13 protein-coding genes and 1 pseudogene are annotated in these 13,522 nt (G+C 62.7%); 2 read left to right on the plus strand and 12 right to left on the minus strand.

Annotation, left to right across the window (positions count from 1 at the left end; genetic code table 11):
- Position 1: 1 nt before the first annotated feature.
- The 3 genes from C2R22_RS22700 to C2R22_RS22710 form a co-directional block, all read right to left on the minus strand.
- Positions 2 to 928 carry an N-6 DNA methylase gene (locus tag C2R22_RS22700; RefSeq protein WP_103428040.1) on the minus strand — a complete coding sequence of 309 codons (927 nt, stop codon included), beginning with the start codon at positions 926 to 928 and terminating at the stop codon, positions 2 to 4.
- Positions 925 to 1,899 (minus strand): hypothetical protein, encoded by a 975-nt coding sequence (locus C2R22_RS22705; protein WP_103428041.1) that lies wholly within the window; start codon positions 1,897 to 1,899, stop codon positions 925 to 927. The genes C2R22_RS22700 and C2R22_RS22705 overlap by 4 nt, the downstream gene beginning before the upstream one ends.
- A 113-nt stretch (positions 1,900 to 2,012) precedes the next feature.
- Positions 2,013 to 4,844, minus strand: a complete 2,832-nt coding sequence (locus C2R22_RS22710) for a vWA domain-containing protein (RefSeq protein WP_103428042.1) — start codon at positions 4,842 to 4,844, stop codon at positions 2,013 to 2,015.
- A gap of 290 nt (positions 4,845 to 5,134) precedes the next feature.
- Between C2R22_RS22710 and C2R22_RS22715 the strand changes: the two genes are divergently transcribed.
- Both C2R22_RS22715 and phaC read left to right on the plus strand, forming a co-directional pair.
- Positions 5,135 to 5,749, plus strand: a complete 615-nt coding sequence (locus C2R22_RS22715) for a MaoC/PaaZ C-terminal domain-containing protein (RefSeq protein WP_162562631.1) — start codon at positions 5,135 to 5,137, stop codon at positions 5,747 to 5,749.
- 24 nt (positions 5,750 to 5,773) lie between these two features.
- Entirely contained in the window at positions 5,774 to 7,036 is a 1,263-nt protein-coding gene (gene phaC / locus C2R22_RS22720) for a class III poly(R)-hydroxyalkanoic acid synthase subunit PhaC (protein WP_321169926.1), read from the plus strand.
- A 124-nt stretch (positions 7,037 to 7,160) separates the two neighbouring features.
- On the opposite strand, the gene C2R22_RS22725 is transcribed toward phaC, so the two are convergent.
- The 9 genes and pseudogenes from C2R22_RS22725 to C2R22_RS22765 form a co-directional block, all read right to left on the minus strand.
- Positions 7,161 to 7,751, minus strand: coding sequence for a hypothetical protein (locus C2R22_RS22725; RefSeq protein ID WP_103428044.1), 591 nt, complete (start codon positions 7,749 to 7,751; stop codon positions 7,161 to 7,163).
- Between the two features lie 8 nt (positions 7,752 to 7,759).
- The gene (locus C2R22_RS22730) at positions 7,760 to 8,164 is read right to left on the minus strand and encodes an SHOCT domain-containing protein (protein WP_394342405.1); all 405 of its coding nucleotides are present in this window, start codon (positions 8,162 to 8,164) and stop codon (positions 7,760 to 7,762) included.
- A gap of 93 nt (positions 8,165 to 8,257) precedes the next feature.
- A complete protein-coding gene (locus C2R22_RS22735; protein WP_103428045.1) occupies positions 8,258 to 8,479 on the minus strand; it encodes a hypothetical protein in 222 nt (73 codons plus the stop codon).
- A 242-nt stretch (positions 8,480 to 8,721) separates the two neighbouring features.
- Complete coding sequence (locus C2R22_RS27620) at positions 8,722 to 8,817, minus strand: SHOCT domain-containing protein (protein ID WP_245903082.1); 96 nt, start codon at positions 8,815 to 8,817, stop codon at positions 8,722 to 8,724.
- A pseudogene (locus C2R22_RS22745) lies at positions 8,799 to 9,047 on the minus strand (DUF1405 domain-containing protein); the annotation flags it as partial. The gene C2R22_RS27620 and the pseudogene C2R22_RS22745, both read right to left, overlap by 19 nt.
- A 16-nt stretch (positions 9,048 to 9,063) precedes the next feature.
- The gene (locus C2R22_RS22750) at positions 9,064 to 9,519 is read right to left on the minus strand and encodes a hypothetical protein (RefSeq protein WP_245903083.1); all 456 of its coding nucleotides are present in this window, start codon (positions 9,517 to 9,519) and stop codon (positions 9,064 to 9,066) included.
- 11 nt (positions 9,520 to 9,530) lie between these two features.
- The gene (locus C2R22_RS22755; protein ID WP_103428047.1) at positions 9,531 to 10,532 is read right to left on the minus strand and encodes a DUF63 family protein; all 1,002 of its coding nucleotides are present in this window, start codon (positions 10,530 to 10,532) and stop codon (positions 9,531 to 9,533) included.
- Positions 10,529 to 10,753, minus strand: a complete 225-nt coding sequence (locus C2R22_RS22760) for a DUF7123 family protein (protein ID WP_103428048.1) — start codon at positions 10,751 to 10,753, stop codon at positions 10,529 to 10,531. Before C2R22_RS22760 ends, C2R22_RS22755 begins: the two co-directional genes overlap by 4 nt.
- A gap of 19 nt (positions 10,754 to 10,772) precedes the next feature.
- Complete coding sequence (locus tag C2R22_RS22765; protein WP_103428049.1) at positions 10,773 to 13,373, minus strand: heavy metal translocating P-type ATPase; 2,601 nt, start codon at positions 13,371 to 13,373, stop codon at positions 10,773 to 10,775.
- Positions 13,374 to 13,522: the final 149 nt, after the last annotated feature.

A 13,522-nucleotide genomic window follows, 5' to 3' on the forward strand; every position in this document is an offset into this window, starting at 1 on the left:
GTCACGCGAACTCGTCGAAGCCGACCTGCGCGGTGTTCTCACCGTCGAGGGCGACATCGAGGTCAGATTCAATACTCGACGTGTGTGCCGTGGGCGGTTCGGTGACGCGCTCGCCGTGTTCAGCGTCGGCCTCGTCGTCAACGTCGTCCACGGCGTCGTCGTCTACCGACGGTTTGGTCGCGCCGTCGTGGAGTGGCACACCGAAGAAGCGGGCCAACACGCGGTCACGCCCGTCGGCATCGAGGGCTTTCACTGGGTGGTCGCCACGGGCGAGTTGGGCGACGCTGACGAACCAGACGCGGTGAGCCTCGAGTGTCAGGGCATCACCGAGCAAGACGTACCCGGTGAGGTCGTTGAGGACGAAGTTCAGAACCGCCATTTTCGCGCAGATCGGGTCTTTGTCGTAGCCCAGGAAGACGGAGGGGGCCTCCGGAGCAATTTCGCGGAGGTGGTTCGCGGTATCGACGATGAGTCGGCCACTTCCACAGCCGGAGACGTCTCCGATGACGAGCGGGTCTTCGGGGGTGGCGTCGCGGAGGTCCTCACCATTGGGGAGGTTCATCGCTGCCATCGCGCGGCTCACCGCCCCCGGCGTGAAGTACTGGGCGAAGTGACTGCTCGTCAGGCCGTAGTGTTCGTACACGCCGCCGAGAACGTCTTCGTTGGTCTGTTCCATCGCGAGGACGAGTCCCCCGAGGGCGTTTGCATGCTGAGTTGCGAGCTCTCGGACAGTGTCTTCATCGCGACCGTCGTTCGCATACCGGGTGAGCGGTTTTTGATACGCGTCTTCGTCGCCGCTGAAACTGGCGAGGGCGAGGTCGATCCAATCCGAGAACACTTGATACGGCGAATCGCCGGTCTGCTGGCTGATGGCATCGAGTGGGTCGGTGACGAGTTTCCGATGTTCGCGTTCGAGCAGCGTCGTCATCGGTGATAGCCCTCCGCTCGGGATTGGTGTGAGACCGCGATTTCGGGGCTGACGAAGCGCCGCGCTCGGTGCGGGACGTCGATGCCCCGGGAAACGGGGAGGAAGATCGAGTCGCGGCCGCCGCAAACGACGGTCGCGAGCAGTTCGTGTTTGCACATCACGCGCCACGGTGCGGACTGTTTGTACGGACAGGCGCAGGTCAGGGCGTCGCCCCACGGGATGAGTGGGTACTGGCTGCCGCTTTGGTATTCGCCGACCAGGAGCGGGGCGGGAAGGTCGATGCCGTAGTCAGCGAGTCGGACGGGGTCATCGGTCTGGGTATGCGAGAGCGCGGATTCTCGGAGGACGTACGTGGAATCGAGGGTGCGGTCACGATCGAAGGCGTCGGGGTCGGTGTCGTCGTCGACGAGAACCATTCCGACGAAGGCGTTGTGTTCGAGGAGGCGATCGGCGTCGGGTGCGGGCCCGATACACGCCTCGATGAGCGAGCCGTACGACGAGTCCTTGAGGACCTGACTGAGGTTTGGCCCGGGGATGAGTTCGCGATACCATTTCTCTCGGCGCTGGCGTTCTTCCTCGAGAGCCTGTTCTGGGTTGGGTTGTTCGCGAGCGATTCGGAGGCGCGCTGCTAGGAAGGCCGGGGCATCTGCGAGGACGGTGTCGTCGTCGACGTGGCCGTAGAATCGCTTCTCCTCGTGGATGCGAGCGGCACAGGAGGTTTCGGTGTAGGTGAGGCCGAGTGGTTTCTGCTTGACGCCCTGCCAGGGGAGGGTGGCGGGGTCGGTCGGGTCGTACTTCCACGGATTGTAGCTGCCGAGAAGTTGGTCGCGGCGGACGGGGCCACCGCGGATGAAGTCGAGGCGGATCTGGTGTTCGATCGGTTCGACGTTGGCCGGATCGCGTTCGACGTCGTACTCGTATTCTCGGTCGGTGTGGGCGAGCGCCCCCGGCGGGAGGACGAGGCTGGGCACGTTGCCGTCGGCTGTATAGAGTGTTCGAGAGGACATAACTCGGTGGCTGGTGCGAGCGTCGGAGGGACGCCCCGCTACCGTTTCGGGGGCGACAAATTGGCTAGGAGTGACCCTCAGAGACCGGCGAGGAGACTGGCGAACTGGTCGAGTCTATCGTTGAGACGCTCAGGCGAATAGACTGTCTCCTGGCGCTCGTAGTAGGTCGCGAGTTCTGAAGCCGAGCCTGAGAGCGTGCCGGGGTCGGTGTCGGTCGCGATGGTGAGCGAACACACGGGGGCGTACGCTCGGCGGATGACATCTTTCACGGCGTCTGCCGAGGTCTGATCATCGCCAACGCTGATGATGAGCGGGTCGTCGCGCTGGGCTTCGATGAGGTCGTTCGCGAGGTCGATAGCCTCAGCGAGTGGCGTCCCGCCGCCACAGGAGGTATCGAGAAGGGATGACTGGACGTGTCGCGTCTCGATGCTGAACGGCTTGACGAGGCGGGCGTTGCCGTGGATGAAGTCGATGACCGCGACGCGGATACCGAGATTCTCGGCGGCAAGGGCCAATCGAGTGAGCGCTTGGGTCGCGACCTCGATCTTCGCGGGTGACCCGCCTCGCATTGACCCCGAACGGTCGAGGATGAGGACGAGGGCGTACTGTTTCTCGTTACCAACCGTCCGGCTCTTACAGACCCGAGGGTCACCGATGGCGAGGCGGTGGCCGGCGCGAGTATCGTAGGCTCCGGCGGAGAGTCCGCGTCGGGTACTCTTGCGGCGGTCGAGTCGGAGATACATTTCGAGCGTGTCGGCGACCCGACCGGCCCCGTCTTCGATGGCGGCCCACTCACGGGGTGGAACAAGATCGTTAGCCAAGGGGAGGATGTCGAGGTCGGTGAGACTCCCCGGTGAGTATCCCGTCCCTCCACGCTGTCCGCTGTTCTCCTCACTCCTGGTGTCCGGTGTCTCCTGGCGGCGTTGACGGTCGAGGTGGTCGGCGAGCGCGTCGAGTTCGTCTTCGAGCGCCCGTTCGTCGATGTGTTCGCGGTCGGCTTCGGTACGGGCTGCACGCTCGTCGCTGGCGAGGGCGTTTTCGTACGCCGCCTGCTCTTCGCGCTTCGACCGGGAGGAACTCTGTGCGTGGGCCGGGCCATCGGGAAACTCCGGCGTCTGGTCGGTCACACTACCCGCAGAACTCGTCGACCCCGTGTTCTCTGTATCTCCCGTGTCCCTGGTCTCCTCACCACCCTCGTCATCGACGCCGGGGGAACCGTTCTCGGTTTTACCCTCACTCTCTCCTTCACTCTCATTCCCACTGGACGAGGGCGATTCTTCGATTTCGTCCTCGGTGCGGGGTTGATCTTCTTCGTCGAAGTGGCCGAGCGTGAGTTGGTTACTCTGCTCTCGGGGACGGTCGCCCGCCGCCGGGCCGCCTGCTTCGGATGAGTTAGCGGGATTTGGGTGCGCTTTTGGCTCGTCTCTATCGCTGGGAGCTGTTTCTGTCTCCGTTCCGTTAGCGGCTCCCGCGCTCTCGCGTTCTCGGGCCCGCTCGGTGGCTTGGGCAATCGCCTGTGCCCGAGTCGATGGTTCAGGTTCAGGATCGCAACCGGAGGGGTCGCCCTCGGTGTCATCGGCGTCGTTGGGGGTCGGCCTGGAGGACTCGGCGTCGACGTCGTCGGGATTGGGGTCAGCCGTGACTTGCGGTTGCTCGAAGATATTCTGATGGGGGTCGTCGGTTGCCTCTCGTGAGAGTGTGACCTCGCCCGGGTCGAAGTCTTCGGGCAGGGATGGCTCGGCGTTCTCACCGGGCGTGGCTGAGGCGTCCACTGTGGCGTTCTGAGGCTGTCCGTTTCCACTGGAGATATCACCGCCGCTGTCGGCGTCGGACGCCGGCTCGGGGCGGCCTGTGGCGTCTCCGCCTGACTCCTGCTGTTGACTCTGCTCGTCGCCGTCACGCTCCTGAGATTGCCCCTGGCCATCTTCCCCGGTTTGTTCATCGTCCTGAGCCTGCTGTCGGGCCTGTTGGTGGTCTTGAGTGTCGGCCTCGAGGACGGGCTGGATATGGTCGGTCCAGGTTTGAATAACGCGACGGGCGCGGCGGACGGAGGCGGTCTTGTCGTGAGCGTGGGTCGTGTCGTCGCGGTCTGCACTCCGAATCGCGAGTGCGTCACGCGAGAGTGCGCACAACTCGGCGTGAATGGCCTCGAACGCGTCGCGGTCGGCTTCGCTTTTGAAGCGGACTCGGTCGTCGTCCTCGTCGAGGAGGACATCCGTGATGCCGGTCGGATAGATGGCTTCGTCGTAGAGACACGAGGTGACGGCGTCCCAGAACGAGTAGCGAACCTCCTGTCCGGTGGGGATGTCGTCGGGCGTCTGCGAGTGGAGTCGGCGGGTGAGTTCGAGGCGGATGCCAGCGTTGTCGCTGAAGTTCTCGCCGTGCATGGCTTCGCTCTCGATTGCGCCGTCTTCGATGATGTTGATGAGGTCGTGGACCTGCGCGTGATACTGCGAGTCGATTTCGGTATCGAGTAGCTCACCGATGGCGGTGATCGCCGTTTTGAGGATGTGGAGGAGTTCGTGGAAGGCGAGGCCGAATTGGTGGGCGTGGTCGGCGGTGAGTTGGTCGTTGAGCGGGATTCGCGTTAGGTCGGCTTCGTTCCCGGTGACGAGCACGAGATAATCAGCGTCGACGCCGGCGAGGAACTGTTCGGCCTGAGCGCGTTCGATGTCGGTGGCGTCTGAGGAGACGATGGCGTCGACGTCGGCCGGGAGGACGGCGGCAGTCTGGACGCCGGATGTGATGACGACGTCGACGGTCACCTCATCGGGGAGATGACCGAGGATGAACTCGCGGAGTCGGTCAGCGCGCTGTGTGGAGATGCGGGCTCTGGTCGCGGCCTGTGGCGTGAGGTCGTCGGCGATCTGTTGGTGATTGCGGTCTCCGTGGCGGTGGCTGAGTGACATGGATGGGATGGAACGAACGCCCTCGTCGACGCGGGGGCGCACAAACCGAGTCACGAGAGACGCTCTGGGCGGGACAGACTCTGATGCTTTGCCACGTGTTTATAAAGGTCAAGGCGAATACCCCGAGGCGATTCACCCCCCAATTTTATCTCACAAATGAATATAGAAGCGACGCACACCTTGATACTGTTACACCTTGTAATGCTCTAGCACACCTGCTGAACAGCCCTGCCATTCGGAACCAAAACCAACAATTCAGCGTACCTATGCCAGTTGACCCCGTGTGTGGGATGGAAATCCCAACAGAGACCGCCGAAGCGACTACCGAGTACGAAGGCGATTCATTCTATTTCTGCTCGAACGACTGCCGAGCGTTGTTCGCTAGCGCGCCCGAGAAGTACGTCGAGACACCCCACCCACACCTTATCGAGGCAGGCGGGGCTATCATCCCCCGTCTGCCATACGGCCGTGCGAAAGGCGAATTCGACATCGAGATCACAGATCCCACAGCCCTCCAGGAGGGCGACAGCGTCACCTTCTCGAAGGAGATTACGGATGACGACGTTCGGAAGTTTGCCGAGGCGACCAGCGACACGAACGCACTCCATCTCAACGACGCGTTCGCGGAGAAGACCCGGTTCGGCCATCGGATCGTCCACGGAACGCTCGTCTCGGGACTGATTAGCGCGGCACTGGCGTGCTTCCCTGGATTGACTATCTACATCTCGCAAAATATTGAGTTCCGTCGCCCGGTCGATATCGGCGATTCACTGACGGCCCAGTGCAAGATCGTCGACGAGCTCGAAGGCGATCGCTATCGACTCACGACGCGCATCGAAAACTACGCTGGCGAGATCGTCCTCGACGGAACAGCGACGGTCTTGATCGACCCTCTCCCGGAGTGATTCGCTACAATACGTGAGACGAAGATGAACATGAATCCATTTACAGTGGGGCTAGAGTTCCAGCGTCGGACACTCGACCAGGGGGCAGACACCGTCGAGACGATGCGCCTCCTTCCGGCGCGACTCGGAGATCTCGCTTCCGTCGAGGTCGGGCAGACGCCAAGTGAGGTCATCTATTCGGAGAACAAACTCGATCTTCTCCGCTACGAGTCACTCACAGACGACCCGCACGACACGCCCCTGCTCGTTGTTTACGCATTGATCAACCGTCCCTACATTCTCGATCTCCAGCCTGACAAGAGCGTCGTGCGACGCTTCCTCGAGGACGGCTTCGACGTCTATCTAATCGACTGGGGCGAGCCGTCTCGACTCGACGCGTCGCTGACGCTGGGCGACTACGTGAATCGATACATCGACAACTGCGCCGACGTCGTCCGAGAGCGGACGGCGACTGACGAGATCAACGTCCTCGGTTACTGCATGGGTGGGACGCTGAGTACGATGTATGCGGCACTCCATCCGGAGAAGGTCAGCAATCTCGGCCTCATGGCCACGGGGCTGTGTTTCGACGACACAGGTGGTATCCTCGAACAGTGGGGGAGTGCGGAGCACTTCGACCCGGGAGCGATCACCGAGACCTATGGGAACGTCCCGGCGGAGTTTCTCGCGGCTGGCTTCGCTCAGATAAATCCCGTCGATACGTACCTCGGGAAGTACACGATGCTGTTTGACAACCTCGATAATAAGACCGCCGTCGAGAACTTCGGCCGGATGGAACGCTGGGTGCGTGACGGGGTCGACATCGCGGGCGAGGCATACCACCAGTTCATCGAGGATATCTACCAGGCGAATGCTCTCTACCGGAACGAATTGGTCTTGGATGGCGACCCCGTCGACATCGAGAATCTTACGATGCCGGTCTTACAGATCATCGGCTCGTTCGACCACCTCATCCCGCCCGACGCGAGCAAACCATTCACGGACGTTATGCCGAGCGAGGACACCGACATCTACGAGTTTCCGACCGGGCACGTCGGGATGGCTGTCTCAGGGAAGGCTCATGCGGAGCTGTGGCCTCGCGTGGCGACGTGGTTTCGGGAGCGGTCGGAGACCCCGATCGAGGACCCGGACACGACTAACCGAAGCAATGTTGCGGAGGGGGACCGACCAGGAACAGTCGCTGCAGACGCTCAATGGCATCGGTCAGGCGTACGAGGAGCGTCTCCACGACGCAGGGATCTCCACGATGAGCCAACTCGCAGCCATGGACCCGACAGCACTCCCTGATCGGCTTAACATCAGTAGCTCTCGTGTGGCAGCGTGGATCGAGCAAGCCCAACAGCTCACCAGCTAGTTCGACCGTCTCACTGTCCCACTCGACGGGTGGCTCGTCACAATCCAAAAACGACTCTCATGTAACAACGATGCCACCGTCGATTTCCATATATGGGTGCCCATAGCCACAGTGGGTCAGGCAACTCAGCGTGTAACCGCCCCGTTGCGTCGCCCCTAACTGTCGAACGATGGGTCTCGTGGCATTTTGCGGAAGTGAAACCGGGTGCATCATCATTCCGCCACCCATGTGGACCTGTCTCGAGGGCATGATCGCGAGGCTGTGGTCGGGATACTGCTCGTTCGCTTCTTCAAGCAGCTCGTGGAAGTCGCCGTCGGACGGGGCTGGGATGTGCTCCTCGTTTCGTTCTTCGAGCGCCTCGTGGTCAGGGACGGCTTCACGGATCGATGCTGGAAGGGACTGGACGGCTTCGCTCGCGAGTGTGTTGAACGAGACGACGCGGAGAACATCGTTCCGTTGCAGGCTGATGCGGTCCTGTTCCTCGCCGGATTCGTTGACGATGATGAACCCCCAGTGATACGCGCCGACGTATATTGTCCGATCGACGCCGCCGCTGCTTCCCGGGAGATTGCCGACGCAGCCCGAGAGACCTGCGATACCGGCTCCAACTGCAGTGAGGAACTCGCGTCGCCGTACTGTCGGGAACATCTTGGAATCTATTGTGACTCTTCTCGGCTGAGTTTCGCCCGCCGTTCTTCGAACTCCTCGTCGGAGAGATCGCCGCGCGCGTACGCGACCCGGAGCTCCTCGAGTGCCCTATCGCCTGTCAGCGACGACCCCACACCGCTGACGAGGCCGCGATAGAGGAGGTAGCCGATGCCGACGAGGACGACGAGCCAGACGAGCATCATCCCGATGCCCCATAGCGGCGAGAGGCCGCCAGCCGTGCCGCCGCCCCACCACCAGCCCATCATCCCCATCATCGGGGCGGCGAAGACCATCATCAGCATCGGAAACAGGACGATCACCGCGAGAACGATCAGGACGATGCGGAGCAAGCCGTCGGAGGAGCGCTCAGTGGACATGGTGTACCAGTAGAGAAGTTCGTTGACTACGGGCATAAAGTTGGTCGGCTGCCAGTACTGCTTCGGGAATGGCCTGGAAGTGAGAGTCAGGCAAGACGTTCCTCCGCGTCTGTATCGAGGCGAAGCCATTCAGCAGCAGTCGGCTCCGTCGGGCGACCACTCGCACGCATCGCCCGCCGTCAGGTCGTGTTCGTCGATGTACACGGAGAGGCACGCGTAGTTACAGAAGTACGTCGGGGAACTGCAGTCATCGTTGCAGTCGCGAACACAGATCGGATCGTGGTCGAAGATGGGCGATCCGCAGTATGCACACGTCTCGTCACTTTCGGGACGTTCGACAGTCGTAGCCATCGTGTTCTCAGAATTCGATTGCACCGATCATCGGCTCACCCACGCACTTCGGACAGACGTCGGTGTCGTATCCCACCATACAGTGCCGGTGGCAGGTGATTCCACAGTGTTCACAGACGAACACCTCGTCGTCGCTGGCACACTGAGACTCACAGATGTAGCACCGAACCATGGTTCCTAGAACGTACGGTGGGGACCGGCATAAATCGCTGTGCTTGCCACTCTCAGCAGATAATACGTGCTCAGTCTTCTTGGTTTTCGACTAACCGCTCCCGTCGTCTTTGGAACTCCGATTCACCGATGTCCCCGCGTGCGTATCGTCGCTGGAGAGTTTCCACGCGGCGAGACTTGACGCCACGAACAGCGTCGCGGCGGGGCTGTCGGGAACGAACGGCCACATCACGAGCGGAGTCCCCGCGAGTTGGAAACGTTAGTACCAGAAGCCGAAGGCAGTTCCAGCGAGGTTGATTGCGACGATGACCCACGCGTAGCGAAGTGCGAGGTTTTCGAGACACCGGGGAAGCGGCGCGAGGTACGCAGGAAGCGTCTCCCGTGAGACTGCGCTCATGGGCACGACCGATGGGTCACATTCCAGTCCCCGAACCGGACCGATTCGTCATGATGACGCCGCTGATCAGCATCAGTATCGCTAGGGCAACCATCCCGAGATCCCACCCCATCCCGGCGGTCATCGTCGATCCCATGCCGCCGCTCATCCCGCCGTTCATCCCTGAGCCCATGCCGCCACCCATTCCCATCCCCCAGTTCGCGCTGTCGGTGAAACCGACGAGCGCCTGATTGAGCAGCATCACCAGCGAGTAGCCGATCATCAGCGGGCCACTCGCGTTCCCGAGTCGGCTCGCATAGGGGGTGAGCAGGACGACACCGTGGACGACGACCACGACGCCGAGCAGCGCCATGAGGAGGCCGCTGTTCGACCCCATCATCCCTCGACCACCCGTCGCGGACACTAGCGAGTAAATCCCGGAGACCAGGGCGATTGCCGCGCCGTACTGCCGTATCGTATCGGTCGTATTCATCGAATCCATTGTTAAACCCCGAGCATCATCCGGAGCGACCCTCTGACGCCCATCGGAAGCCCGATAGCCCCGATGAAGAACGTCATGAGCCACCACCACGTCCGATTCATCTCCGGTTTCGCATCTGCGAGGTACCACACAATACCGCCGGTCACGAGCAGTTTGAGCACGAACGTCGACCCCGAAAAGCCGGTCGCCCGATACACGAACTGCGTCACGACCAGTTTCGGCGAGTAGCCGAGGAACGTAACGCCGATGAGGTTCTGTGCCCCGTCCCACGTCTGACCGAAGACGGCGAGCAGGAACAGTGGATGCCGGAGGCTCGCGACATCGATGACGCCCGCTCCCCAGTAGTACAGGCCGGTGACGCCGAGGGCGATGCCCGTCGTCGCGACCGGTACCCACAGTCGAAGCGGGGCGGGACTCGTCGCGCCGTACAAGAACGCCCAGCCGACCGCTCCGATGGCCCAGACCGTCCCGACCGCCCCAACTACCTGCGGGATCGAAACGAGTCCCCGATCACGGGCACGCGCCCCGACGCCGAGCGCGAGAACGGTGACGGCAGTGACGACGAGGTAGATAGAGGGCGTGATGAACAGCACGGCGTAGTCCCCGAGGATGCCGATGTCCTCGAGGGCGCGCATCGCGCCACCGGCGACGATGATCGGCGCGAAGCCGTACGCCAGTCGGGCGTCGAACGTGACGTCAAGCTGGTCAAGATACGCACGCAGTCCGGGAAGACTGTACCCGACTGCGGCGAGGTACGTCACCGTGTTCACCGCGTTGTACCCGCTGACGGCACGAATCCCCTCGTGTGTCACGGGCTGACTTGCGGCGTCGGCGACAACCGGGCCCCACAGGTACTGCCAGATGAAGCGATCGTACACGAGCGTCGGAAACGCGAGGATTCCGAGCCCGACGAGAACGACTGGAGCGAGGAGATACAGTGCCCACCATTCGCGGGTGCCGGTGTCGGGGAGGACGGTTTCGACACGTTCGTTGACGGTACTCACGACTCGCTCACCTCCAGTCGCCACGTCGTGCTCTTCGAGCGACTCCACTGTTCGAGCGACACGTCGGTGAGGTCGTCTTGGAGTTGGCTGAGATACTGAGCCACGGCTTTGGGCGACGCATCGAGATCGTCGGCGATGTCTCGGGCGCGGAGGTACGTCGGTTCGGTGTCGGCTGTCCCGACGAGGTACGCGCGTACCGTCTGGCGAGAGAGGGTAGACATTGGTCTGAGATGTGAGAGATCAGCGGAGCCGGTCGAACAGTTTGTAGTCGTGATCAGGAGTGTACCGGCGGAACAGCAGGCTGTTCGTCAACACCGAGACGCTAGAGAACGCCATCGCGCCCGCCGCCAGCACCGGCTGGAGCAGCCCGAGCGAGGCCAACGGGATCATCGCGGTGTTGTACCCGAGCGCCCACACGAGGTTCTGCTTGATCTTCTGGAGCGTCGCGTCGGAGATGCGGATGGCCTTCACGACGTCGAGGGGGTCGTCGCGCATCAGCGTCACGTCCGCGGCCTCGATGGCCACGTCCGTCCCCGAACCGATAGCCGTGCCGACGTAGGACACCGCGAGTGCGGGGGCGTCGTTGACGCCGTCACCGACCATCATCGCTTTCCGCCCCTCGTCCTGGATGGCTTCGACCGCATCGGATTTGTCCTCGGGCAGTACTTCGGCGCGGACGTTGTCGGGGTCGATGCCGACCTGCTCGGCGACGGCGCGGGCGGTCCGCTCGTTGTCGCCGGTGATCATCATCACGTCGACGCCGCGGGCTTTGAGCTGGCTCACGGCATCTTTCGCGCTCTCTTTGACCGTGTCGGCGTCGGCGACGACGCCCACGAGTTCACCTTCGTAGGCGACGAGCATCGCGGTCTTCCCTTCGTTTTCGAGTCGCTCCATCGTCTCGGCGGCTGGCTCGGGGTCGATGCCGTTGTCCCGAAGCAGTTTGCGGTTGCCCACGAGGACCTCGCTCTCACCCACCGTGGCACGGATACCGTGTCCCGGCACGTTCTCGAAGTCGTCCGGGTCCGTGACATCGATACCGCGCTCTTCCGCTCCGTCGACGATGGCGCGGGCGAGGGGGTGTTCGCTGCCGCTTTCGGCGGTCGCTGCGAGCCGGAGGACATCCTCTTTGGAGAGCTGATCGTGAGCGGTCAGTTGTCCGCCGTCGGCGGCTGTATCGCCGCCGTCGGTGACTGGTTGCCCATCGCCATCGAAGACGACGACGTCGGTCAACTCCATTGCGCCCTCGGTGAGCGTGCCGGTCTTGTCGAAGACGACGGTGTCAACGTCTTTGGCGCGTTCGAGGATGTCGCCGCCTTTGAACAGGACGCCGTTCTGTGCGCCGATGGTGGTACCGACCATCGTCGCCGCCGGGGTCGCCAGCCCGAGCGCACAGGGACACGCGATGAGCACCGCCGACGCGAAGACGATGATCGCGAACTCGAAGACCGTGACCGTCCCGCCTGCGACCGCCGGGCCGCCGGCGACGAGCCCCCACGCCGGGAGCCAGTTGACGAACCCAGCGAGCACCTCGGGGAAGGCGAACCACACGACAGCCCAGAAAACGGCGTTGGCGATGACCGCCGGAACGAAGTACGCCGAAATCCTGTCCGCGAGGTTCTGGATGTCGGGCTGGCGCGACTGGGCCTCCTTGACCGTCTGGACGATCTGCTGGAGCGCCGTATCCGAACCGACCTTCGTCGCCTCCACGACGAGCACGCCGTTCTCGTTGATGGTCGACCCGACGACCTCGTCGCCCTCTTCTTTCTCGACAGGGACGGACTCGCCGGTGACCATCGACTCGTCGACCGCCGACTGACCGTCGACGACCACGCCGTCCGTGGGGATCTGCTCGCCGGGCCGGACCTTCATCCGGTCGCCCACCTCGACGTCTTCGAGGGGAATCTCCTCCTCGTTGCCGTCATCGTCGACGACGGTGGCCGTCTCGGCCTCCATCTCCAGGAGATGCCGAAGTGCCTCGCCAGCCTGCCCCTTCGAACGAGCTTCGAGGTAGTTCCCGAGCGTGATGAACACGAGGATGAGCGCGGCGGTGTCGAAGTACAGGCCGCCGGCGATCAGCCCCGAGAGAACCGCGACGGAGTAGACGTACGCCGTCGTGGAACCGAGCGCGATAAGGACGTCCATGTTGGCGCGGCCGTTCTTCACGAGTGCCTTGTAGGAGTTCTTGTAGAACGGCCAGCCGAGCACGAGCTGGACGGGCGTCGCGAGCGCGAATTCGACCCAGCCGAACTCGACGCCGAACACCGTCTCGGGGACGAAGCTCCCACCGAGGAGGAACTTATCGGCCAGGAAGAACAGCATCGGGACCGACAGCACCGCCCCGAACAGCGTGAGCCGGAGCTGCTTGCGAATCTCGGCGTCGCGGGCGGCGTCGCGGGCGTCCGTGTCCGACTCGTCGCCCTCCTCGCGGACGGGCGAGTAGCCCGCGTCTTCAATGGCGTCGTACATCGCCTCGCGGTCCGCGTCGGCTGGGTTGTACGTGACTTGTGCCTCGTCGGTCGCGTAGTTCACCTCGGCGTCGACGACGCCGGGAACGGCTTCGAGCGCGGTCTCGTTGGTGTCCGCGCAGTTGGCACACGTCATATCGGAGATGGCGATGGTGAGCGTCTCCGAGACGGCACCGTAGCCCGCGTTCTCGATGGCGTCGTAGATTGCTCTCAGCGTTACCTCGTCAGGGTCGTACTCGACGCTCCCTTCGTCGGTGGCGAAGTTGACGTTGGCTTCGCGCACCCCGTCGAGGGATTCGAGGGCCTCGCCAACTGTCTGTGAGCAGTTGGCACAGGACATCCCCGTAATGTCGAGGTGTGCAGTTCGCGTACTCATGGTGGACTATAGTACGGGGTCCTCCCTTAGTGCGGTTACTGCTTCAAAGGCAATGTTAGATGGAGTAGATGGCTTGGAATCGAAAGCGAATCGTGACAGCGCCCAACTATTCGTTTTAGCTGGCTACAAGATGGCGGGTTCTGGATCAC

It is taken from the genome of Salinigranum rubrum, assembly GCF_002906575.1.
Classification (GTDB): domain Archaea; phylum Halobacteriota; class Halobacteria; order Halobacteriales; family Haloferacaceae; genus Salinigranum; species Salinigranum rubrum.